This is a genomic window from Salegentibacter sp. T436, from assembly GCF_001932675.1.
Classification (GTDB): Bacteria; Bacteroidota; Bacteroidia; order Flavobacteriales; family Flavobacteriaceae; genus Salegentibacter; species Salegentibacter agarivorans.
Map to the genome: position 1 here is coordinate 3,380,914 of NZ_CP012872.1, position 21,916 is coordinate 3,402,829.

The following is a 21,916-nucleotide window of genomic DNA, read 5'->3' on the forward strand; positions in this document are numbered from 1 at the left end:
CTACAAAAGATAATGAAAAGTTTAACCAGATTCCAGCTATCAACCATGATGTTCCTCGAATTCTTTATTTGGGGAGGGTGGTTTGTAACTTTAGGTACTTTTTTACCGCAAAATTTAGAAGCCACTGGTGCACAAACGGCTATGGCTTTTTCTACTCAATCCTGGGGAGCAATTGTAGCTCCCTTTATTATTGGGCTAATTGCCGACCGTTTTTTTAATGCCGAACGCATCCTTGGGGTACTTCATCTTATTGGTGCCTTATTGCTTTATATGATGTTTCAGGCAGAAGATTTTAGCAATTTTTATCCTTATGTTTTAGGGTATATGATTATTTATATGCCTACCCTGGCTTTAGTAAATTCCATTTCTTTTTATCAAATGTCAGATCCTTCTAAACAATTTTCAAGTATTCGAGTATTTGGAACTATTGGGTGGATAATTTCAGGATTAATAATAAGTCTCGTTTTTGCATGGGATTCTGCCGAGGGCCGTGCAGAAGGAATGCTTCGATATACCTTTTTAATGGCTGCAATAGCTTCTGCTATGTTAGGCTTATTCAGTTTTAGTCTACCTAAAACTCCCCCGAGCAGCAAAGGAGAAAAAGTTTCAATTTCCGATATTTTAGGGCTGGAAGCAATTGGCTTACTTAAAGGCAAAAACTTCCTTATTTTCTTTATTTCCTCTATTCTAATTTCTATTCCACTGGCTTTTTATTACCAAAATGCCAACCCTTTTCTTTCTGAAATTGGAATGGAAGATCCTACAGCAAAAATGTCTATAGGCCAGGTTTCAGAAGCTTTGTTTCTTTTACTTATTCCTTATTTCTTCAAAAAATTCGGATTTAAAATAACAATACTCGCAGGAATGTTAGCCTGGACGGTTAGATATTTGCTCTTTGCCTACGGCGATACCGGGGAGCTTGCTTTTATGTTAATAATAGGAATTGCACTTCACGGAATTTGCTATGATTTTTTCTTTGTTTCGGGACAAATATATACCGACTCCAAAGCGGGGCCAAAAATTAAAAGTGCCGCTCAGGGCTTAATTACTTTAGCTACCTATGGTGTGGGGATGCTTATTGGTTTCTGGGTAGCCGGGCAGGTTAGCGACATGTATTTGAACGCCGATGGCAGCCATAATTGGGAACAAATTTGGATCTTCCCCGCGGCATTTGCTTTTGTAGTTCTTATATTATTTGCTATTTTCTTTAAAGACGAAAAAATAGCCAAAAAAGATATTGAAATATAACCAATCAAAAAATTACTGAAATATGGGTAAAAAAATAAAATTAGGAGTTTTAGGCGGCGGTGGAGATTCCCTTATAGGAGTTTTACACCGGGTAGCTTCTTCTATGTACGATAAATTTGAATTTGTAGGCGGGGTTTTTAATCCAGAATTAAAAGAAAGTCAGGAGTTTGCAAGAGAACTTGGCATTGGTACCGATAGGGTTTATAAAGATCTGGACCATTTAATTGCAGAAGAAGCCAAACTGCCCGAAGAAGAGCGTATAAAGGCTGTTTCTATTCTTACCCCCAACTTTTTACATTTTCCAATGGCAAAACAGCTGCTGGAAAACGGTTTTCATGTGATCTGTGAAAAGCCTATGACCACCACTTACGAAGAAGCAAAAATACTTGAACAGACACTTACAAAATCGAAAACCGTTTTTGCGGTAACCTATACCTATACCGGTTACCCAATGATTAGGCAAATGAAAGAAATGATTGCTGCCGGAGAGATTGGAGAAGTTCAAAAAATTGACGTGCAATATTATCAGGGTTGGATAAATTCAATTATACACGATAAAGAACAAAGAAACAGTATTTGGCGACTTGATCCCGAAAAAGGTGGAATAAGTTGTTGTATTGGCGATATTGGAACCCACGCTTTTGATATGATTGAATATGTAACAGGCCTGGAAGTAAAAGAGCTTTTAGCGGACCTGAACTATGTATACTCCGATAATAAGATGGATGTGGACGGCACAGTGCTTCTTCGTTTTTCAGAATTTGTAAAAGGAGTGCTTAGATCAAGCCAGATCGCTACCGGGGAAGAAAATAACTTTGCGGTAAAAATTTATGGAAAAAAAGCCGGTTTAAAATGGGAACAGGAAAACCCAAATTACCTTTACAAATTAGAAGAAGGGCAACCTATGAAGGTTTTAAAACCGGGGCACGAGTACAATTCAGCCCTATCTTTAGACGGCACCAAGCTACCTCCGGGACATCCAGAAGGTATTTTTGATTCTATGGGAAATATTTATAAAGGAGTTGCTCGCGCAATTAACGGTGAAAAATATCATCCTGCTGAATTTCCTACCATGAAAGACGGTATGCGCGGAATGAACTTTATAGAAAAAGTAGTAGAGTCTCACTCTAAAGGAAATGTTTGGATAAAAATAGACGCATAAAAAAATAATGAGATGAAAACAGTAAAAGGACCTGCGGTTTATTTAGCCCAATTTATGGATACAGAAAAGCCTTTCAATAGTTTGGATGGTTTATGCGAATGGGCGGCAGATTTAGGATATAAAGGAATACAAATCCCAACCTGGGAAACAGCTTTGATAGATTTAACCAAAGCGGGGGAAAGCAAAGATTATTGCGACGAGATTAAAGGAAAAGTAGAATCTTACGGACTGGAAATCACAGAGCTTTGTACCCATTTACAGGGACAGCTCGTGGCAGTACATTCGGCGTACGATACTATGTTTGATAATTTTGCTCCAAAAGAAGTTAAAGGCAATCCAAAGGCCAGAACCGAATGGGCCGTAGAACAAATGAAGAGTGCAGCCCGCGCAAGCCGTAATTTTGGTCTTGATGTGCATGGTACATTTAGCGGGTCTTTGCTTTGGCATACCGCTCATCCCTGGCCGCAAAGACCGGAAGGTTTGGTAGAAATGGGATTCAAGGAACTTGCAAAACGCTGGCTACCTATTTTAAATGAATTTGATGAACAAAACGTAGATGTTTGTTATGAAGTTCACCCGGGAGAAGACCTTCACGACGGAGTTACTTTTGAACGCTTTCTTGAAGCAACCAATAATCACAAACGGGTTAATTTGTTGTATGATCCCAGCCATTTTGTGTTGCAACAATTAGATTATATTTCATATATAGACCATTACCACGAATTCATAAAAATGTTTCACGTAAAAGATGCTGAATTTAACCCTACGGGGAAAAAAGGCTCTTTTGGTGGTTATGGAGACTGGATAGACAGAGCGGGAAGATATAGACATCCCGGGGACGGCCAGGTAGATTTTAAAACCATTTTTTCAAAATTAACCGAATATGGTTGCGATGTTTGGGCGGTTTTGGAATGGGAATGCTGTATTAAATCTCCAGACCAGGGTGCCCGCGAAGGAGCTCCTTTTATTCAAAGTCATATTATTGAAGCTACTCAAAAGAAATTTGATGATTTTGCAGGAAGCGAAATTGACGAAAATAAATTAAAACTAATCTTAGGAATCAACTAATTATATAAAATGAAGAAAATAAGTTTAATTCTAGTAACGGCAACAATTATGGCCACCGCCTGTAAATCTGATAACAAATCAGACAGAGAAGACCAGGAAGCAAAAGAGGCCTATGAAGCTGATGCAGCGAACGATACTACGGCAATGGCTAATAATGAGGAAAATTACACCAGCTTGTTCAACGGGCAAAACCTTGAGGGCTGGAAAGCTTTTAACGCCGATTCCATTTCAAACCAGTGGCAGGTAAAAGATGGTGTGCTTGCTTTTTCCCCTGCTGAAGGAGAACGTGAAGGTACTGAGAATCTTATTTCAGAAAAAACCTATACTAATTTTGAACTTTCCCTGGAATGGAAAATTTCAGAAGGAGGAAATAGCGGAATTATGTGGGGCGTTCAGGAAAGTGAAGAATTTTCTGAACCATATTTAACAGGTCCCGAAATTCAGTTACTGGATAATAAACTGCATCCGGATGCAAAAAATGGTGAGGTTAGACAAGCCGGTGCCCTTTACGATATGATGCCGCCAAGTGAAGATAAAACCAAAAATGCGGGAGAATGGAACAAAACCGTAATTAGAATTAACCATAAAACCAATAAAGGTTCTGTACGTTTAAATGGAACTTTAATAAACGAGTTCCCGGTACATGGGGAAGAATGGAGTAAATTGGTAGAAAACTCAAAGTTTAAAGACTGGGAAGATTTCGGTAAAAATCGGGAAGGCCACATTGCTTTACAAGATCATAGCGATAAAGTTTGGTTTAGAAATATTAAAATAAGGGAACTGGAATAAGCAGAAACCTCCTTGTTATTAAAAGCTGATTGAAATTCAAAAAATCCATTTTTTTGATAATTCAATCAGCTTTTTTGTTTTAGCCATTGCAAACAATTTGTACCTTGAATAAAAACTTATAGATGAAAACTGAAAAAGTAAACTTTAAGAATAAAAATGGAGACGATTTATCTGGATATTTAGAGCTTCCATTTAATCAGGATCCTCATAATTTTGTGCTCTTCGCGCATTGTTTTACCTGCAATAAAAACTTTTTTGCTGCTAAAAATATAAGTAGAACGTTGGCCCAAAACGGTTATGGAGTATTACGTTTCGATTTTACAGGACTGGGAGAAAGTGAAGGAGAATTTTCGGAAAGTAATTTTTCAGGAAATATTCAGGATCTTCTGGCTGCTGCAACTTATTTACAGGAAGAATTTACAGCACCCAGCCTTTTAATTGGACATTCGTTAGGTGGTGCAGCAGTTTTATTCGCTGCAAAAGAATTAAAATCGGTTAAAGCGGTAACCACTATAGCAGCGCCTTCAACTACTGCTCATGTTCAGCATTTAATACAAAATAATGTTGAGGAAATTGAGAAAAACGGTGAAGCACAGGTAAATATTGGCGGTAGACCTTTTAAAATAAAGAAGCAATTTCTTGAAGATATTGATAAACACGAATTAAAATCTTACCTGGGTGAGCTTAAAAAGTCACTGTTAATAATGCACTCACCACAGGACAGAATTGTAAGTATTAAAAATGCCGAAGAACTTTATATTGCTGCCCGGCATCCTAAGAGCTTTATTTCCCTGGACGGTTCGCAACATTTGCTTGCCAATAAAGAAGATGCCGCTTATGCCGGAAATGTTATTGCTTCCTGGGCTTCAAGATATTTAGACATTCCTAAAAAAGAAGTACCAGAATCTGAAGCTGATGTGGTAGCAGGCTTAGAGGCAGAAGATGGGTTTACCACCCAAATGAAGGCCGGGAACCATACTTTCCTGGCAGACGAACCTATAAAAGCCGGCGGTAAAGATTACGGCCCTACTCCATATCAGTTCTTATCTTCTGGCCTGGCTTCCTGTACTTCTATGACGCTTCAAATGTATGCTAAACGAAAAGACTGGCCTTTAGAAGATGTTGAAACCCACGTTCATTATTCCCGCGAACATAGTACAGATTGCAAAAACTGCGAAGAGAAAACTTCAAAAATAGATACTTTTAGAAGGGAAATTAAGCTCGTTGGGGATTTAGATGAAAAGCAAAAACAAAGACTTTTGGAAATTGCCGATCGTTGCCCGGTACACAGAAGTTTAACTTCTGAAACAAATATTACTACCAAACTAATTTAGAATGCTGAAAAACTGAGTTTGTTAACCTATCCTTAAATCTTTGGTCAGGCCTTGGGATAGGCTTAATTTAGTAATGTTTAATCTAAAAACCAATCAATAGATTATGAAAAGAATAAGTTTATCATTAGTATTTTGCGCCTCTTTATTTATAATTGGCTGTAAAAACGACAAAAAAGACAATGACGCTGAAAACGCTGCCGAAACAGAAATGAATTCTGAAATGGAAGCACAGCAAGACGAGGAAGAAGTTAAAGAAATAACTGTACCTCTAGAGCCTAAAAGCGGAAGCAACTTAGGTGGTGAAGTAACTTTTACCCAGGAAAATGGAGAAGTTACTATGGAAGCTACCATCACAGGTTTAGCCGAGGGTCAACACGCGATCCATATTCACCAGAAAGCAGACTGCTCTGCTGAAGATGGAACTTCTGCCGGGGGCCACTGGAACCCAACCAACGAAAAACATGGTAAGTGGGGTGATGCTGAAGGCTACCACAAAGGCGATATAGGCAACTTTGAAGTTGATGCCAATGGAGAAGGTACTGTGAGCATGACTACAGATGAATGGTGTATAGATTGTGACGATGAAAACAAGAATATTGTTGGAAAAGCAATAATAGTTCACGACGGAGTTGATGATTTCACCTCTCAACCTTCTGGAGCTGCAGGCACCAGAGTTGGATGTGGAGTAATAAAAATGTAAATCTTTTCACATAAGAATTAATAAAAAGCGGCAAATTGCCGCTTTTTATTTTTTTACACGGGAGTTTATCATATTTTTACCCGGCAAGTCATTATCTATTTATGCAACAAGACGCTTTAATTTTAGAACTTCAAAAGGGTAACGAACGTGCCTTTGAGCGTATTTACCATTTATATTCTGAAAGTACTTATGGAATTATTTTTACCATAATTAGAGACGAAAAAGTTGCTGAAGAAGTATTACAGGATGTGTTTTTAAAAATCTGGGACAAAGCACCCAGTTACAATTCTGATAAAGGCCGTTTTTTCACGTGGATTCTTAATATTGCCCGAAATGCTTCTATAGATAAAATACGCTCTAAAGATTTTAAAAACGACCAACAAAACCTTAAGACCGATAACTTCGTAGATATATTAGAGGCTAAAACTAATTTCTCTGAAGCTGTAGATTCTATCGGACTTAAAAAGTACATAGACGCTTTAAAACCGGTTTGTAAAAAATTGATTGATTATTTATTTTTTAAAGGCTATACTCAAAAAGAAACTTCAGAAGAATTAGATATGCCCCTGGGAACGGTGAAAACCAGAAACCGTGTTTGTATAGATAAATTAAGAGCAATGGTAATTAAGTAATGGATATTCAAAAGTACATATCGTCTGGAATTCTTGAACTATATGTTTATGGAGCACTTTCTGAAGAAGAAAGTAGAGAGGTTAGTCGTGTGCTAAAAGAATATCCTGAAGTTAAAGCCGAAGTTGAAGAAATTGAAAAAGCTTTACTTACACTTTCAGCTGCTGCGGCTCCAAATAATGCCGAACATTTAATTTCTTCAATAAAAGAGAAGTTAAGCAAATCACCAGCAGGAACCGCTCCGGTAGCGACTCCGGTTAGAAGCATAAACTGGATTACCTATACCGGTTGGGCAGCAAGTTTATTATTGCTTATTGGCCTTTTCGTTTTCTTTAACCGAACCAGCGAATTAAGAGAAGAATTACAAGCTGCGAATGCCAGAAATGTTCAAATGGAAGAACAAATCGCTAACGCACGTGAGGATGTTGAAAAAGCAGAAGAATTACTTGCGGTTATAAGGGACAGAAACGTACAGCGAATCCCGCTAAAAGGTCAGCAGGTAGCTCCTGAAGCCTTTGCTTCCGTTTATTGGAATACACAAGAAAATACCGCTTATATAGATGCCAAAGAGCTACCTGAACCTCCCAGAGGAAAAGTTTACCAGGTTTGGTCACTTACCATGCAACCTCTTACTCCTACCAGTTTAGGTTTACTGGCAAATTTTGAAGCCGATGATAATAAAGTTTTTAGTCTGGAAAACCCAAACCAGTCTGAAGCTTTTGGAATTACCCTGGAGCCTGAGGGCGGTAGTGAAACTCCAACAATGGAACAACTATATGTTTTAGGAACTGTAGCTGCACCTTAATTTTAGAACAAAACATTTTAGTGAATCTCCATCATTAAAAAATGAAGGTTCGCCATATCTTATACAGCAAACCTTCACATAACCAACCAAAAAAATAGAAATAGAAAACCGGAAGAAAACAAAGTTGTTTAAAATCCAGTCTTCATCAATATTTACGAAGAAATAAGTCGTAAGGTTTTAAAATATTATACTTTAACAGTTTAAGGCTAAGAAATCCAATTTTTAAAGTCTTTAACCCGCTCCCGACTTACAATTAATTGAAACCCAGAAAAAGCATTCAACTTAACTTCTAAACGGCTGTTGGTGTAGCTAATAATATCTTCTATGCAATCAATATTCACAATAGATTTACGGTTAATTCTGAAGAATTTTTCAGGATCCAGGTCGTTTTCCAGATTTTCAAGCGAAATATCTACAGGATAATTTCTACCGGAAGTTGTTGTAAGATAAGACGCTTTATTTTCAGAATAAAAACAACAAATTTCGCTGGTTGAAATAATTTTTAAATGCTGCCCAACCTGAATGGTAAAACGGGTTTTATAATCTGGTTTGCCTCCGGTTTCAAGAATTTTTCTAAAAGCATTAAAATCAATTTGGGAATTATTCTTCTGATAATTTTCCCTGAACTTGTTCACGGCATTTTCCAATTCTTCTTCATCTATGGGTTTCAGGAGGTAATCTACACTATTCAGTTTAAAAGCTTTTAGCGCATATTCATCGTAAGCGGTGGTAAAAATAACTGCGCTATTGATTTTTACCTTGTCAAATATTTCAAAGGAGATGCCATCACTAAGTTGAATATCAAGAAAAACGAGATCGGGTTCAGGATTCTTATTAAACCAATCAATTCCTTCTTTTACCGAGTGTAACATAGTATTTACTTCCAAATACAGCTTTTTCAGCATTCTTTGTAAGCGGCGTGCGGCAGGTTTTTCGTCTTCAACAATTACTATTTCCATTACTCCCAACGCTGTTTTTCTTCCTTTTCCATATATTCCCTAATTTTACGTTCTTCCCAGCGTTTATCAAACATGGGGTTTAACCTAAAGGCTTTTAGAGCATCAAAGGCTAAACCTATTCCCCAACCGCCTACAACCCATAAAAACCAGGGATATTCCCATTGGTTTGTATAGTAATTGATTCCGGCTAAAAATAAATTCACTAAAATATAGGAGAATAAATGATTGTAGAACTCCCGTAATTCTTTAACCCGCTCCCGGGCTTTTAAATATTTATCTTCTGAAGTTTCCATAATTAGTTGATTTTATCTTTTTGCATTAATTCTTTAATTTTTCGCTCTTCCCAATTTTTTCCGAGTAAAAGATTATAATTAAAAACTGATAAGCCGTGAAAAAACACTCCTATGCCCCAACCTATTGCCGGAAAAATAGCCCATATAAATCCGCTGTAGGTGAGGTAATTGAATAATCCCAAGACAGGAATTACAATTAAATAAGATGTTAAATTTGCATAGAATTCGCGTTCTGCTTTTACTTGTTTTTTTGCGCGTAAATAAGCATCCTGCTCGGCATACACTGGTGATTTTTCTTCCATTTTTACAATTTTGGTTAATAGCGGTAATTTTACGCTGAAAATGTTATTTGAATTGTCTATTTGCACTTTCCTATCGGTTAGCAAATTATAACGCTGTTTAATATTTGAAAGCCCTACTCCACTACCCCGCTTGAGAATTCCTTTGGGCTGAAGATTATTTTTTACCACCAGATTTCTATCTTCTTCTACAATGCTAATCTCTAATGGATTTTCAGAATTTACAGTGTTGTGTTTTATAGTATTTTCTAAAAGTAATTGCAGTGAAAGCGGGACCACTTTTGCTTCGGGATTCTTTAAATTTGAAGGAAAATTAAAAACAATAGCATCTTCAAAACGCATTTTTAGCAATTCTATATAGGTTTTGGCGAATTTTAATTCTTCTTCAAGATCAACCAATTCCTTATTTTTTTGCTCAAGAACGTAACGATAAACCTTAGAAAGCGCACTGGTAAACTTTTGTGCCTGCCCTGGGTTTTCATCAATTAAAGCACTTAAAACATTTAAACTATTAAATAAGAAATGCGGATCTAATTGATTTTTAAGCGCATCAAATTTAGCCGAAACCGTACCGGCGATTATCTTTTGCTCCTTTACCTTCTTTTCCTGTAAAGCTTTGTAGAAATAAATAAGATGAAAAAACAAAGAGATAATTGTGGTGAAAAGCAAAGGAAAAAGATAAAAAGACATTTTTTCGTTGCTCAAAAATTCCTGAAGTGGTACTCCGTCATATACTACGTGGTGTAGCAAACGGCAAATAAAGAAACCAATTAAAGTTAAAATAACAGCGCCAAAGGCCCCCGCCAGGACCTTTCTTAAAGTAGCTTTTTCCCAGCCTATTTTAGCGCCAAACCACCAAAAGTAACTTCCATTTATTAGGGTTAGAATAAAAGCATATAGAAAGTAAATTATCCAGGTTTCAAATTCCAGCAATGCTTCCAGTTTAAATTGGTTGAAAACAATTTCAAGAAAAACCACCAAAAAAGTGATTATGAGACTGATTTTAAATATTTTCAGAAAAAAATTCATTAATTTATATTTACAGGAGCTAAGATGCGAGAAAGTCAATTTCTTTACTAATTAAAATTTCTGAATTGTAGAAAACTTAAACTGAACCGTAATTTATTCTTTAGAACCGATTTAAACTATAAAGAAATTACCTGATTATATTTTCCTTAACTTATAAATCAATAATTTCGATGCAAAACCCATACTAAATTATGAATATTTTTGAAGCATTACGCCAGGAACACGAAATACAACGGGATCTTGTGGCTAAACTGGTAGAAACCCACGGTGATACCGAAGAAAGAAAAAAGATTTTTGAGCAGTTAAAACACGAATTAAAAATTCACGCCGATGCCGAAGAAAGGCATTTTTATATTCCGTTGATAAAGAAAGATCTTACACAGGAAAAAGCCAGGCACAGTGTGGCCGAGCATCACGAAATGGATGAACTAATAGAAGAATTGGAAGATACTGAAATGGACGCTTCTAACTGGCTAAAAATTGCTAAAGAACTTGAACATAAGGTAACTCACCATCTTGATGAAGAAGAACAGGAAGTTTTTCAAATGGCCGGAAAAGCCTTAACCGAAAAACAAAAAACCAGCCTTGCAGAAGATTATAACAAAGAGATAAAGAAAATGAGATAATTGGAATTTAAAAAATGCAGTTAAGCGAAAAAACCTTAACTGCATTTTTAATTTTATATCTCTTCTTTATCAACTTTCATTTGCTTTTCGTAACCTTTAAATGGCCTGATAATTAGCCTGGCAGCTTTATCATAATTCCAATAGTTATACAGCCAGTTAAAGAAAGTTACCAGTCGGTTTCTAAATCCAATAAGAAACCAAAGGTGCACAAACATCCAGATAAACCAGGCGAAAAATCCGCCGAAAGAACCCTGTTCTAAATCTACTACCGCACGGTTTCTACCCACAGTGGCCATAGTTCCTTTATCTTTATATTTAAACGCTTCCAGTTGTTTCCCTTCCAGGATATTCATAATATTTTTAGCCAAATGTTTCCCCTGCTGAATTGCCGGTTGAGCAACCATGGGATGCCCTTTTGGATAGGCTTCAGTTTGCATTAGCGCAATATCTCCAATTGCAAAAATATTCTCATAACCTTTAATCTGGTTAAAAGCATTCACTTCATATCTATTGGCTTTTTCTACCATGGCTTCGGCCTTTAAGCCTTTAACCGGTGCACCGGTTACTCCCGCGGCCCAGATAAAAGTCTCGGTTTTTAAGGCGAGGTCTGTGTTGGTAGTCACTAAATGGCCATCGTATTCTTCTACCATGGTATTTAAATGAACCTTAACACCTAACTCTTCCAAAAAAGCATGAGCTTTTTTAGAAGCTTTTTCGCTCATAGGTGGTAAAACCCTATCTAATCCCTCCAGCAAATGAATATTCATCTCGTTAGGGTTTATATCGGGATAATCGTTAGGTACAATATGATTCTTTAATTCTGCAATGGCGCCACTAAGCTCTACGCCGGTTGGCCCCGCACCTACTAAAACAAAGTTAAGTAGTGCTTTTCGTTTTTCAGGATCATCAGTAATTACGGCCTGCTCTAAATTTTCCAGAATTAAACTTCGAATATTCAATGCCTGCGGAACGGTTTTCATCCACATTCCATTCTTCTCAATACTTTTATTTCCGAAAAAATTAGTCTTAGAACCGGTAGCGATCACCAGGTAATCATAAATTAAATCGCCAATAGAAGTTTCAATATAACTTTTTTCGGTATTTATAGATTTCACCTCAGCCATTCTAAAAAGACATTTCTTACTATTACGTGTAATTTTACGCATAGGATATGCAATAGAATCTGGCTCTAAACCAGAGGTAGAAACCTGGTATAATAGAGGCTGGAAAGTATGATAGTTATGACGGTCTAAAATAACGGTTTGAACGTCTTCGCCAATTAATTTTCTTACCATTGCCATTCCAGCAAAACCGCCACCAATAATAACGACTCTAGGTAAATTTGTTCTTGGAATATTCATAAAGGTTGGTTTTACTCGATAATCGAGATTTAGATCGCTCCCTTTTTATGGAAGTTATGCACTCAAATTTAAGTTTTCTCCCGCTTTGGCTGAAAAAATAAGCCAGCATTAACTATACTTTATACTTTTTTGTAACATTACAGCCTGTTATACTACATATAAGAGCTAACCAATTATTGTGGATAAAGAATTAGAACATCAGTTTGTAAAAAATCTGGAGAAACACCAGAATATAGCGCATAAAATATGTCGTATTTATACTAATGATCAGGATTCCCATAACGACCTATTTCAGGAAATTACTATTCAACTGTGGAAAGCTTACCCCAAGTTTAGGGGAGAAGCAAAATTTAGTACATGGATGTACAGGGTTGCCTTAAATACTGCCATCACCTTATACCGAAAGAAAAAAAGAAGTATAAAAACGCAGGATTTTGATACTGTAGATTTTAAAATTAAAGCCGAAGAATATGATGATGAAACCGAGCAACAATTAAAAGTAATGTACTCGGCAATTCAGGAATTAAACGATATTGAAAAAGCACTCGTTTTTTTATATCTCGAAGATAAAAATTATAGAGATATTTCTGAAACCCTGGGTATTACTGAAGTAAATGCAAGAGTGAAGATGAACAGGGTAAAAACTAAGTTAAAAAACATTTTAAATCCGTAGAGAATAATGGATGGACTGGATTTATTAAAAAAAGACTGGAAAAAACGGGAAGGTAATATTCCCCAGCTTTCCTACGATGAAATCTATAAGATGCTGTTGAAGCGCTCATCTTCAATTGTAAAATGGATTTTTGTAATTAGTATTCTTGAATTTCTATTCTGGGCACTTATTACTATTTTCTGGGCAGATCACGAATACTGGGCCGAAATGGAACGTATTCATTTAAAAGAATTTACCGTAGTAACCTATGTTATTAATTATGGAATAACCTTTTTCTTTATCTATTGCTTTTACAAGAACTACCGAAGAATATCTTCTACAGATAGTGTAGCGAAATTGATTAAAAATATTCTACGAACAAGAAAAACCGTAAAATACTATATAGGTTATATTTTAATTTCCACTGCGCTAATTACCCTTATTTATACTTACTTTTTCATGAATTATCACGCTTCTAATACCGTGGTTGAAGATGTTGAAAAATATAGTTTTACTCCGCTACAATGGCTAATGTTTGCTGGAATAATGTTAGGTGGACTGGCAGTTTTCCTGGGAATTATATGGATATTCTACCGGGTGATCTACGGAATTCTACTAAGACGTTTGAATAGAAATTACAAAGAATTAAAGAAATTGGAGGTTTAGATAATAATTTACAGTTGCAATATTCTTTAAAGCGTACCCCTCATCGTAAAAGAGCCTGCTCCACAGTTTATTTGGGGGTCTAATCAGCTTAGATTCTGAAACGAGTTCAGAATGACGCCCCTTACCAGAGAAAAGTTAGAATAATATGCTCTTAGACTTCAAACTATAAAATAAAAAATGGCTGTTTAAAAATTATATCAAACAGCCATTTTTATATAAAATTTAATTCAAAAATTATACGTGTAGCGCGCGATTATCGGTTGCGGCAAGAGCGGCTTCCTTAACGGCTTCAGCATAAGTTGGGTGAGCGTGGCTCATCCTAGCTATATCTTCAGCAGAGGCTCTATATTCCATTGCAGTTACAGCTTCAGCAATAAGATCGGCGGTACGAGCACCAATCATATGCACGCCTAAAACCTCATCGGTTTTTTCATCGGCTAGAATTTTTACAAATCCGTCTGTATCTCCACTCGCTCTGGAACGTCCAAGAGCACGCATTGGGAATTTTCCTTCTTTATACTTTATTCCTTCTTCTTTAAGTTCTTCTTCGGTCTTACCTACCGCAGCAACTTCTGGCCAGGTATAAACAACACCCGGAATTAGGTTATAATCTATATGCGGTTTTTGTCCGGCGATAGTTTCAGCAACAAAAGTTCCTTCTTCTTCGGCTTTATGAGCCAGCATTGCACCACGAACCACATCGCCAATTGCATAAATATTATCTACATTGGTTTGTAAATGATCGTTTACCTCTATCATTCCTTTATCGGTCACTTTAACTCCGGCAGCATCGGCATTTAACCCATCAGTAAAAGGTTTACGACCTACGGATACTAAGCAGTAATCCCCTTTAAATTCTACTTCCTTATCTTTCTTATCATCAGCTTTAATAATGATCTCGTCTCCTTTACGCTCTACCGATTTCACTTTGGTAGAAGTATGGAATTTTACGCCTTGTTTCTTCAGTACTTTTTGAAGTTCTTTTGAAAGTGCGCTATCCATTGTAGGTATAATTCGGTCTAAAAATTCTACCACGGTAACCTCAGCTCCCAAACGACGATAGACCTGACCTAATTCCAGGCCGATCACTCCGCCACCAATCACAATCATGTGCTTGGGAATTTCTTTAAGCTTTAAAGCTTCGGTAGAAGTGATAATTCTTTCTTTATCAAGTTCGATAAACGGAAGATTAGCTGGTTTTGAACCTGTAGCTATAATGGTTTTCGCAGCTTCAATGGTTTCGGTTTCACCATCGTTGTTTTCAATATTGATGTGGGTTTTATCTTTAAAAGAACCAACGCCTTCAAAAACATCAATTTTATTCTTATCCATCAGGAACTTCACCCCGTCGCAAGTCTGACTTACAACCGAAGATTTACGTTCCATCATTTTTTCAAGATTAACTTTTACTTCACCTGGAATTTCAATCCCGTGCTCTTCAAAATGTTTTACGGCATCCTGGTAATGATGCGAGGAATCCAACAAAGCTTTACTTGGGATACAACCTACATTTAGGCAGGTGCCTCCCAAAGTTGAATATTTTTCTATGATAGCAGTTTTCATTCCCAGTTGCGCGCAGCGTATAGCGGCCACATATCCTCCGGGACCCGAACCTATAACTGCAACATCATATTTACTCATAATTTTATGTTTTATGTTGATTTTAACAAAGTAAACACAAAAGTACAACTATTCAGGCCAATGACCAATGCAGGATTTAACCATTGTAAAAATTTAAGGATTATAGGTTTATCGCCGTAGTACTTTTCACCGGACTGATAATAAAAGTACTTTGTGTACTGCCTATATGATCTAAACTAGTGAGTTTAGTCACCATAAATTCCCGGTATGCTTCCATATCTTTTACAATAACTTTCAAGATATAATCATATTCCCCACTCACGTGATAGCATTCCAAAACTTCAGTAAGTTTTGTAACCTCACTTTCAAATTTCGTTAAATAAGACCGGGAGTGCTGAATAAGTTTTATCTGGCAAAAAACCATAAAATTCTTTTCCACTTTATCTGGTGAAACAAGTGCCACATATTTAGAAATCACCCCTTCCCGTTCCAGACGTTTAATTCTTTCAAAAACCGCAGTAACCGAAAGTTTCAGCTTGTTGGAAATCTCTTTATTAGTCATTTTACTATCCTGCTGAAGATGTTTTAAGATTTGGAGATCCTTTTGGTCTAATTTCATAAAGAAAATTTTTCTACGCTTAATTACTAAAATAAGCATTTACTGATTATAAATCTAACAAATATTACATATATAGTTTTATTTACTGAATTAAACCATACCCATTGATTTTAATTCTATTAGTCTGTAATTTTGAGAGAACTATAAATTTGATAAAGATGAAATATAAACCTGCAGATAATATCCAGGATCTTCAGTATTTTGGCGAATTTGGAGGAGTAAATCCTTCAATTTCTGATTCCTCTACTTACACTTTTCTTTCGGCAAAAACCATGTTCGATACGTTTGAAGGAAACTCAGAGGGTTGCTACCTTTATTCCAGGCATTCTTCCCCTTCAAATTTATATTTGGGTGAAGCCCTCGCCGCAATGGAAGGTACCGAAACCGCAAATGTAGCCGCCAGTGGGATGGGCGCTATCACTTCTACCCTGCTTCAGCTTTGCCAGGCCGGCGATCATATTGTTTCCAGCCGAACGGTTTACGGTGGAACTTATGCGTTTATGAAGAATTTTATTCCGAAGTTTAATATCAAAACCTCTTTTGTAGATATTACAAATCTTGAAAGCGTTGAAGCTGCCATCACCAAAAATACCAAAGTGCTTTACTGCGAATCGGTAAGTAATCCGCTTTTAGAAGTTGCAGATCTTGAAGCTTTAGCAAAAATCGCCAAAAAGCATCAACTCACTTTCGTGGTAGATAATACGTTTTCACCACTTTCTATTAGTCCGAAAGAATTGGGAGCCGATGTGGTAATCCATAGCCTAACTAAATTCATTAATGGTAGCAGCGATACGGTTGGTGGCGTTACCTGCGGAAGTCAGGATTTTATTAACGCGCTTCGTAGTGTTAACGATGGTGCTAATATGTTACTTGGCCCAACAATGGATAGCATGCGAGCGGCTTCGGTTTTAAAAAATTTGAGAACCCTGCATATTAGGATAAAACAGCATAGCCATAATGCCATGTTTTTGGCTAAAAAATTCCAGGAAGACGGCTTAAGAACGGTTTACCCAGGATTAAAAACGCATCCAGGCCACGAAACTTTTAAAAAGATGATGAATGAAGATTACGGTTTTGGTGGTTTATTAACCGTAGATGTAGGTAGCCTGGATAAAGCCAACGCGTTAATGGAACTAATGCAGGAAAAAAACCTTGGTTACCTTGCCGTAAGTTTAGGTTTTTACAAAACCCTGTTTAGCGCACCCGGAAGCTCCACTTCTTCTGAAATTCCAATCGAAGAGCAGGAAGAAATGGGCCTAAGCAACGGACTTATTCGTTTTTCTATTGGTCTGGATAATGATATAGAACGAACTTATAAAATGATGAAATCCTGTATGGCTGAAGTGGGCATAATGGATGAGGAGATGGTTTAATAAAGAAGAAAGTCCTAAAATAAAATCGTTAAAGGGTGAGAATATTTTTGGACTTTCTCTTTTTTGTATATTCACAAAAAATAAAACTTTGAAAAAACTACTACTCCCCCTATTCTTCCTATTTTTTAGCCTTAATGCTTTTGCGCAAACTCAAAATGAAGTTCGGCTTTATTTCGGGTTTACTAACAGCGATTTATTAAGAAGTGAAGAAATTACCGGAGGCGGAAGCGCTGACATTGAAAACTCTTACGAATTCGGATTTCGATATTTACTTTCTGTAACCGATAACCTATCCCTGGAAACCGGACTAAATTACTGGCGTGGTGATGTGCTCATTACCTCAGCACCAATGCCCGAACAGACTACACGTTCTGAAGAATTACAAACCACTTCTATCCCTATTTTTGCAAATTATAATTTCCTGGATTATTTCTTTGTAAATGGAGGCCCTGTAATGGATTTTCAAGGCTCAGAAAGTGAATCTGTAGATCCACAGGCGGGAATTGGTGTTGGTTTTGGATTAGGCGCCCAATATGCGTTTAATAATTTCAAAATTTATGTAAACCCTAATTTTAGAAGGTATGCGGTAATCCCTTTTGAAGAAAAAAATTTCCACCAAAAACTTACCACCTTTGGAATTCAACTTGGAGTTGGATATAAATTTTAATCAATTTATAGTTTTATAGAAAACTTGCTCATTTTCCTGTAAAATCGTAAAATTACAGGCCAATAGAAAAATCTGATTAAAATAAATTCAACCGAAAACCTTTTTTGATAAGGTTTTCTACATATACTTCAAGCTTTAATGGAAAACCAAAACCCGTCCCAAACCAAACAAATTCCTACAAATAAAGAACTCGGTATTTGGCCTGCATTAATTCCTGTTTTTGCGCTTATCGCAATGCTGGCCTTTAATGTGTTTGTTTTTGGAGACGATTCATTAAGCGGTTCAAACCAGTTTGTCTTGTTACTTGGAGGTGCTGTGGCAGCTATTGTTGGATATTTTAACAATGTGGAATACGATAAAATGATAGATGAGGTTGCCGGTAATATTCAAAGTACAGCCGGGGCAATTCTTATTCTATTGATGGTTGGAGCTTTGGCGGGAACCTGGCTTATTTCAGGAATTATTCCCACAATGATCTACTACGGATTACAAATTTTAAATCCTACGATCTTTCTCGCCGCATGTGTCATTATTTGTGCTGTGATCTCAGTCGCGACAGGAAGTAGCTGGACCACTTCAGCCACCGTAGGTATCGCCTTAATAGGAATTGCGGAAGCTTTAGGAATTTCGGTAGGGATGACAGCGGGAGCAATTCTTTCCGGGGCTTATTTTGGAGATAAATTATCACCTTTAAGCGATACTACCAACCTTGCACCGGCAATGGCTGGAACCGATTTGTTTACGCATATTAGATATATGACCCTTACCACCGTTCCAACGGTAACCATAACACTAATTATTTTTGTGATTATTGGATTGAATTTAGATACCTCGGGAACTACCGATACTTCTGCTATTCTTGCATCCATAGAAAATTCTTTTAGAATATCTCCCTGGTTATTTTTAGTACCAATAATTGTAATTGCATTAATAGTAAAAAAGACTTCCCCTTTAATCGCTTTATTACTGGGTACGCTACTTGGTGCTGCCGCTGCCTTATTTTTTCAACCTGAAATTGTAGCGCAAATTGCCGGTACCACAAACCTGGATTTTGTTAGTGGCTACCGGGGCGTTATGCAGGCAATTACTGTAGAAACTGCAGTTGAAACCGATAATGAAAACTTAAACGATCTGTTTTCTGCCGGCGGAATGGCGGGAATGTTAGGTACAATCTGGCTAATTATTTGTGCAATGGTTTTTGGAGGAATTATGGAAGCTATTGGTGCACTGGCCAGAATTAGTAAAGCTTTATTAAATTTATTCCATACCACCTTTGGTTTATTTGCCAGTACGGTATTTAGCTGTCTGGCTTTAAACGCTACTGCTTCAGATCAATATTTAGCCATTGTAGTTCCGGGAAAAATGTTTGCCAAAGCTTACCGCGATAAAGGTCTTGCCCCAGAAAATTTGAGTAGAGCTTTAGAAGACTCGGGGACAGTTACTTCAGTATTAATTCCGTGGAATACATGCGGGGCGTATCACAGTGGTGTTTTGGGTGTACCAACCCTTAGTTATGCGGGCTATGCTTTCTTCAATTATCTGAGTCCGTTTATGACCTTGCTTTTTGCTGCTTTTAGTATAAAAATCAAGGAATTAAGCGAATCTCCTAAAACTCAAACTGCTTAAAACCCCTGATTTTACTGGTAAAACAATTCCTAAATAAAACCTCTCTATTTAGTTTCGCGATCGCAATAAGCAAAACTTATTATTGTATAGTATTTTAAAATTTCAATAACTTTTTTAAGGGGAAACTTTCCTTAAATTTGCACAAGAATTACAATGTAAGTTAAACCAATAAAAAACAGAATTAATATGTCATTAGTAGGAAAAAAATTTCCAAATTTAAGCGTAAACGCAATGGATGAAATGGGTGATACTTTTCAACTAAATATTTTGGAAGAAGCACAGAAAAACAAGAAAAAAGTATTGTTATTCTGGTACCCTAAAGATTTCACCTTTGTTTGCCCTACAGAATTACACGCTTTCCAAAAAGCAGCTGAAGAATTTGAAAAAAGAAATGTAATGGTAGTTGGAGCTTCTTGTGATACTCCAGAAGTACATTTTGCCTGGTTAAATACTCCAAAAGATAATGGAGGAATTGAAGGCGTTAAATATCCAATCCTTGCAGATTCTAACAGAAACCTAAGTTCACGTCTTGGAATTCTAGATATTACCGGAGAATCTTATGATGAAGAAACCGGAGATGTTACTCTAGAAGGAGACAACGTAACTTACCGTGCTACTTACCTTATTGATGAAGAAGGTAAAATCTTCCACGAAGGAGTAAACGATATGCCACTTGGTAGAAACGTAGCAGAATTCTTAAGACTTGTAGATGCTTACACTCACGTACAGGAAAAAGGTGAGGTTTGTCCTGCAAACTGGGAAGAAGGTAAAGACGCAATGAACGCCGATAGAGACGGAGTTGCTTCTTACCTAAGCTTAAACTAAGAAAAAAGGGAAAGAGATTGTTATGATAAAAGAACTTGAACAAGATAATTTAAACGAAATAGTTTCAGATAACGAAACCGTGGTGGTACAGTATATGGCCGGATGGTGTGGTAACTGCCGATTAATGAAGCCTAAATTCAAGAAATTAGCTTCAGAAAATGAGAACGCAACGTTCTTATTGGTAGATGCCGAAAAATACCCGGAATCCAGAAAACTGGCAAATGTAGATAACCTACCAACTTTTGCCACTTTTAAAAACGGAAGTTTCGTTAATCAGGTACAAACTAACAAATTTGAACCTCTAAAAGACCTAGTAAATGAAGTTACCAGTAATTAAACATTTAGCACGCGAGAACGAGGCTCAAAAACTGGAACATACCATAGAAGTCCTTGAAAGCTATTCTGAACATCGTTCCGTAAAAGACGAGGAAATGGATGTGATAGGTGAATTGATCTCGAACTTATGCGGAGCTGTAGAAGTAAAGCATTCTATAGATGGAGGTACTCCAGAAAAAGATGCCTGCAACAACTTTATGCAAAAAGTAGTTGGTTCTATAGACCGTTAAAAATCGCGTTTTAATTATAATTTAAAAAGGGCTGTCTTATATTAAGGCAGCCCTTTGTTTTTATGATAATTTTAGTAAATCCCTAAAACAGATGTTCTAAATTTATCAATCCAATTTAATAGAAAACATCCATGTCGCAAATAACATTAAAAGGTGAAAAAATTAACACCTATGGTAACCTTCCAGAAAAAGGAGAGAGAGCACCCCATTTCGCCCTCATTAAATCAGATCTTAGTACCGCAACTTTAAACGATTTTAAAGGAAAGCGTGTAATTCTTAATATTTTTCCAAGTATAGACACAGGGGTTTGTGCAACTTCAGTTAGAAAATTTAACGGGAGAGCTACAGAACTTGATAATACCGTTGTACTTTGTATTTCCCGCGATTTACCATTCGCACAAAAGCGTTTTGTGAACGATGAAGGTTTGGAAAACGTAATTAACCTATCAGATTTTAGAGATAGAAACTTCGGAAAAGATTACGGTCTTGAAATTATGGATGGCCCTTTTGAAGCTTTACTTTCTCGAGTAGTAATTGTTTTAGATGAAAACGGCAATGTAATCCACAGCCAGCAAGTTCCCGAAATTGGCGAAGAACCAGATTACCTGGCAGCTCTTAAAACCCTGTTATAATGCGGGATAGTTTCCTCGGAAAAAGAATTAGAGGAGGCGGCTATGCCATTAAAGGTGCCTGGTTGTTACTAAAACACGAGCAGAGCATACAAGTGCAATTTGTGCTCGCAATAATTATGTGTATTGCCGGGTATTTCTTTGATATTACTAAAACCGAATGGATGTTTCAGTTTGTCGCTATAGGCCTGGTGATGACTGCCGAAGGACTAAATTCAGGCCTTGAAGCAATGGCAGACTTTGTGCACCCAGATTTTCATAGTAAAATTGGGCATATCAAAGATATTGCCGCTGGCGCAGTATTTATCGCCGCAGTAACTGCGGTAATTATTGGTGCGTTTATTTACTTTCCTTATATTTTTTAAAATATTCTTTAGTAGCTTTCAGAATCTAAGGCTTTTAAATGCTA

General features: G+C 36.8%; 25 protein-coding genes. 19 read left to right on the forward strand and 6 right to left on the reverse strand.

The window, feature by feature from the left end:
- The first annotated feature begins 12 nt into the window (after positions 1-12).
- The 8 genes from AO058_RS14970 to AO058_RS15005 all read left to right on the forward strand — a co-directional run bounded on the left by AO058_RS14970 (position 13) and on the right by AO058_RS15005 (position 7,736).
- A complete protein-coding gene (locus tag AO058_RS14970; protein ID WP_075327278.1) occupies positions 13-1,248 on the forward strand; it encodes a nucleoside permease in 1,236 nt (411 codons plus the stop codon).
- Positions 1,249-1,270: 22 nt separating this feature from the next.
- Entirely contained in the window at positions 1,271-2,410 is a 1,140-nt protein-coding gene (locus AO058_RS14975; protein ID WP_075327279.1) for a Gfo/Idh/MocA family protein, read from the forward strand.
- Between the two features lie 12 nt (positions 2,411-2,422).
- On the forward strand, positions 2,423-3,478 hold the full coding sequence (locus AO058_RS14980) for a sugar phosphate isomerase/epimerase family protein (protein WP_075327280.1): 1,056 nt from the start codon (positions 2,423-2,425) through the stop codon (positions 3,476-3,478).
- A 9-nt stretch (positions 3,479-3,487) separates the two neighbouring features.
- Positions 3,488-4,267 carry a 3-keto-disaccharide hydrolase gene (locus AO058_RS14985; RefSeq protein WP_075327281.1) on the forward strand — a complete coding sequence of 260 codons (780 nt, stop codon included), beginning with the start codon at positions 3,488-3,490 and terminating at the stop codon, positions 4,265-4,267.
- 122 nt (positions 4,268-4,389) lie between these two features.
- Positions 4,390-5,601: a bifunctional alpha/beta hydrolase/OsmC family protein gene (locus AO058_RS14990; RefSeq protein ID WP_075327282.1), complete on the forward strand. Its 1,212-nt coding sequence runs from the start codon at positions 4,390-4,392 to the stop codon at positions 5,599-5,601.
- A gap of 103 nt (positions 5,602-5,704) precedes the next feature.
- On the forward strand, positions 5,705-6,301 hold the full coding sequence (locus AO058_RS14995) for a superoxide dismutase family protein (RefSeq protein WP_075327283.1): 597 nt from the start codon (positions 5,705-5,707) through the stop codon (positions 6,299-6,301).
- Between the two features lie 101 nt (positions 6,302-6,402).
- A complete protein-coding gene (locus AO058_RS15000) occupies positions 6,403-6,933 on the forward strand; it encodes an RNA polymerase sigma factor (protein ID WP_075327284.1) in 531 nt (176 codons plus the stop codon).
- The gene (locus AO058_RS15005) at positions 6,933-7,736 is read left to right on the forward strand and encodes an anti-sigma factor (RefSeq protein WP_075327285.1); all 804 of its coding nucleotides are present in this window, start codon (positions 6,933-6,935) and stop codon (positions 7,734-7,736) included. Before AO058_RS15000 ends, AO058_RS15005 begins: the two co-directional genes overlap by 1 nt.
- A 206-nt stretch (positions 7,737-7,942) precedes the next feature.
- Here AO058_RS15005 and AO058_RS15010 read toward each other — a convergent pair whose 3' ends face one another.
- The 3 genes from AO058_RS15010 to AO058_RS15020 are packed head-to-tail and all read right to left on the reverse strand — an operon-like array spanning position 7,943 to position 10,316.
- Positions 7,943-8,695 (reverse strand): LytR/AlgR family response regulator transcription factor, encoded by a 753-nt coding sequence (locus AO058_RS15010; RefSeq protein WP_075327286.1) that lies wholly within the window; start codon positions 8,693-8,695, stop codon positions 7,943-7,945.
- Positions 8,695-8,988, reverse strand: a complete 294-nt coding sequence (locus tag AO058_RS15015) for a 2TM domain-containing protein (protein ID WP_075327287.1) — start codon at positions 8,986-8,988, stop codon at positions 8,695-8,697. The genes AO058_RS15010 and AO058_RS15015 overlap by 1 nt, the downstream gene beginning before the upstream one ends.
- Before the next feature lie 2 nt (positions 8,989-8,990).
- Entirely contained in the window at positions 8,991-10,316 is a 1,326-nt protein-coding gene (locus tag AO058_RS15020; RefSeq protein ID WP_075327288.1) for a 2TM domain-containing protein, read from the reverse strand.
- Positions 10,317-10,507: 191 nt separating this feature from the next.
- Between AO058_RS15020 and AO058_RS15025 the strand changes: the two genes are divergently transcribed.
- On the forward strand, positions 10,508-10,942 hold the full coding sequence (locus AO058_RS15025; protein WP_075327289.1) for a hemerythrin domain-containing protein: 435 nt from the start codon (positions 10,508-10,510) through the stop codon (positions 10,940-10,942).
- Positions 10,943-10,995: 53 nt separating this feature from the next.
- Here AO058_RS15025 and AO058_RS15030 read toward each other — a convergent pair whose 3' ends face one another.
- Positions 10,996-12,303, reverse strand: coding sequence for an NAD(P)/FAD-dependent oxidoreductase (locus AO058_RS15030; protein WP_075327290.1), 1,308 nt, complete (start codon positions 12,301-12,303; stop codon positions 10,996-10,998).
- 178 nt (positions 12,304-12,481) lie between these two features.
- Between AO058_RS15030 and AO058_RS15035 the strand changes: the two genes are divergently transcribed.
- Positions 12,482-12,976 carry an RNA polymerase sigma factor gene (locus AO058_RS15035; protein WP_075327291.1) on the forward strand — a complete coding sequence of 165 codons (495 nt, stop codon included), beginning with the start codon at positions 12,482-12,484 and terminating at the stop codon, positions 12,974-12,976.
- 6 nt (positions 12,977-12,982) lie between these two features.
- Positions 12,983-13,621 carry a hypothetical protein gene (locus tag AO058_RS15040; RefSeq protein ID WP_075327292.1) on the forward strand — a complete coding sequence of 213 codons (639 nt, stop codon included), beginning with the start codon at positions 12,983-12,985 and terminating at the stop codon, positions 13,619-13,621.
- Between the two features lie 234 nt (positions 13,622-13,855).
- Here the strand turns inward: AO058_RS15040 and lpdA are convergent, their stop codons facing one another.
- Positions 13,856-15,262: a dihydrolipoyl dehydrogenase gene (gene lpdA, locus AO058_RS15045; RefSeq protein WP_075327293.1), complete on the reverse strand. Its 1,407-nt coding sequence runs from the start codon at positions 15,260-15,262 to the stop codon at positions 13,856-13,858.
- A gap of 100 nt (positions 15,263-15,362) precedes the next feature.
- A complete protein-coding gene (locus AO058_RS15050; protein WP_075327994.1) occupies positions 15,363-15,821 on the reverse strand; it encodes an Lrp/AsnC family transcriptional regulator in 459 nt (152 codons plus the stop codon).
- 158 nt (positions 15,822-15,979) lie between these two features.
- On the opposite strand from AO058_RS15050, the gene AO058_RS15055 reads away from it, so the two are divergent.
- The 8 genes from AO058_RS15055 to AO058_RS15090 all read left to right on the forward strand — a co-directional run bounded on the left by AO058_RS15055 (position 15,980) and on the right by AO058_RS15090 (position 21,872).
- Entirely contained in the window at positions 15,980-17,194 is a 1,215-nt protein-coding gene (locus AO058_RS15055) for an aminotransferase class I/II-fold pyridoxal phosphate-dependent enzyme (RefSeq protein WP_075327294.1), read from the forward strand.
- A gap of 88 nt (positions 17,195-17,282) precedes the next feature.
- A complete protein-coding gene (locus AO058_RS15060) occupies positions 17,283-17,861 on the forward strand; it encodes an outer membrane beta-barrel protein (protein ID WP_198036113.1) in 579 nt (192 codons plus the stop codon).
- A 138-nt stretch (positions 17,862-17,999) separates the two neighbouring features.
- Complete coding sequence (gene nhaC / locus AO058_RS15065; protein ID WP_075327296.1) at positions 18,000-19,487, forward strand: Na+/H+ antiporter NhaC; 1,488 nt, start codon at positions 18,000-18,002, stop codon at positions 19,485-19,487.
- A gap of 186 nt (positions 19,488-19,673) precedes the next feature.
- Positions 19,674-20,312 carry a peroxiredoxin gene (locus tag AO058_RS15070; protein ID WP_057480715.1) on the forward strand — a complete coding sequence of 213 codons (639 nt, stop codon included), beginning with the start codon at positions 19,674-19,676 and terminating at the stop codon, positions 20,310-20,312.
- A gap of 22 nt (positions 20,313-20,334) precedes the next feature.
- Positions 20,335-20,649, forward strand: coding sequence for a thioredoxin family protein (locus AO058_RS15075; protein WP_075327297.1), 315 nt, complete (start codon positions 20,335-20,337; stop codon positions 20,647-20,649).
- Positions 20,630-20,878 (forward strand): DUF6952 family protein, encoded by a 249-nt coding sequence (locus AO058_RS15080; RefSeq protein WP_075327298.1) that lies wholly within the window; start codon positions 20,630-20,632, stop codon positions 20,876-20,878. Before AO058_RS15075 ends, AO058_RS15080 begins: the two co-directional genes overlap by 20 nt.
- Positions 20,879-21,009: 131 nt before the next feature.
- Complete coding sequence (tpx, locus tag AO058_RS15085) at positions 21,010-21,510, forward strand: thiol peroxidase (protein ID WP_075327299.1); 501 nt, start codon at positions 21,010-21,012, stop codon at positions 21,508-21,510.
- Complete coding sequence (locus AO058_RS15090; protein WP_075327300.1) at positions 21,510-21,872, forward strand: diacylglycerol kinase; 363 nt, start codon at positions 21,510-21,512, stop codon at positions 21,870-21,872. The genes tpx and AO058_RS15090 overlap by 1 nt, the downstream gene beginning before the upstream one ends.
- Positions 21,873-21,916: the final 44 nt, after the last annotated feature.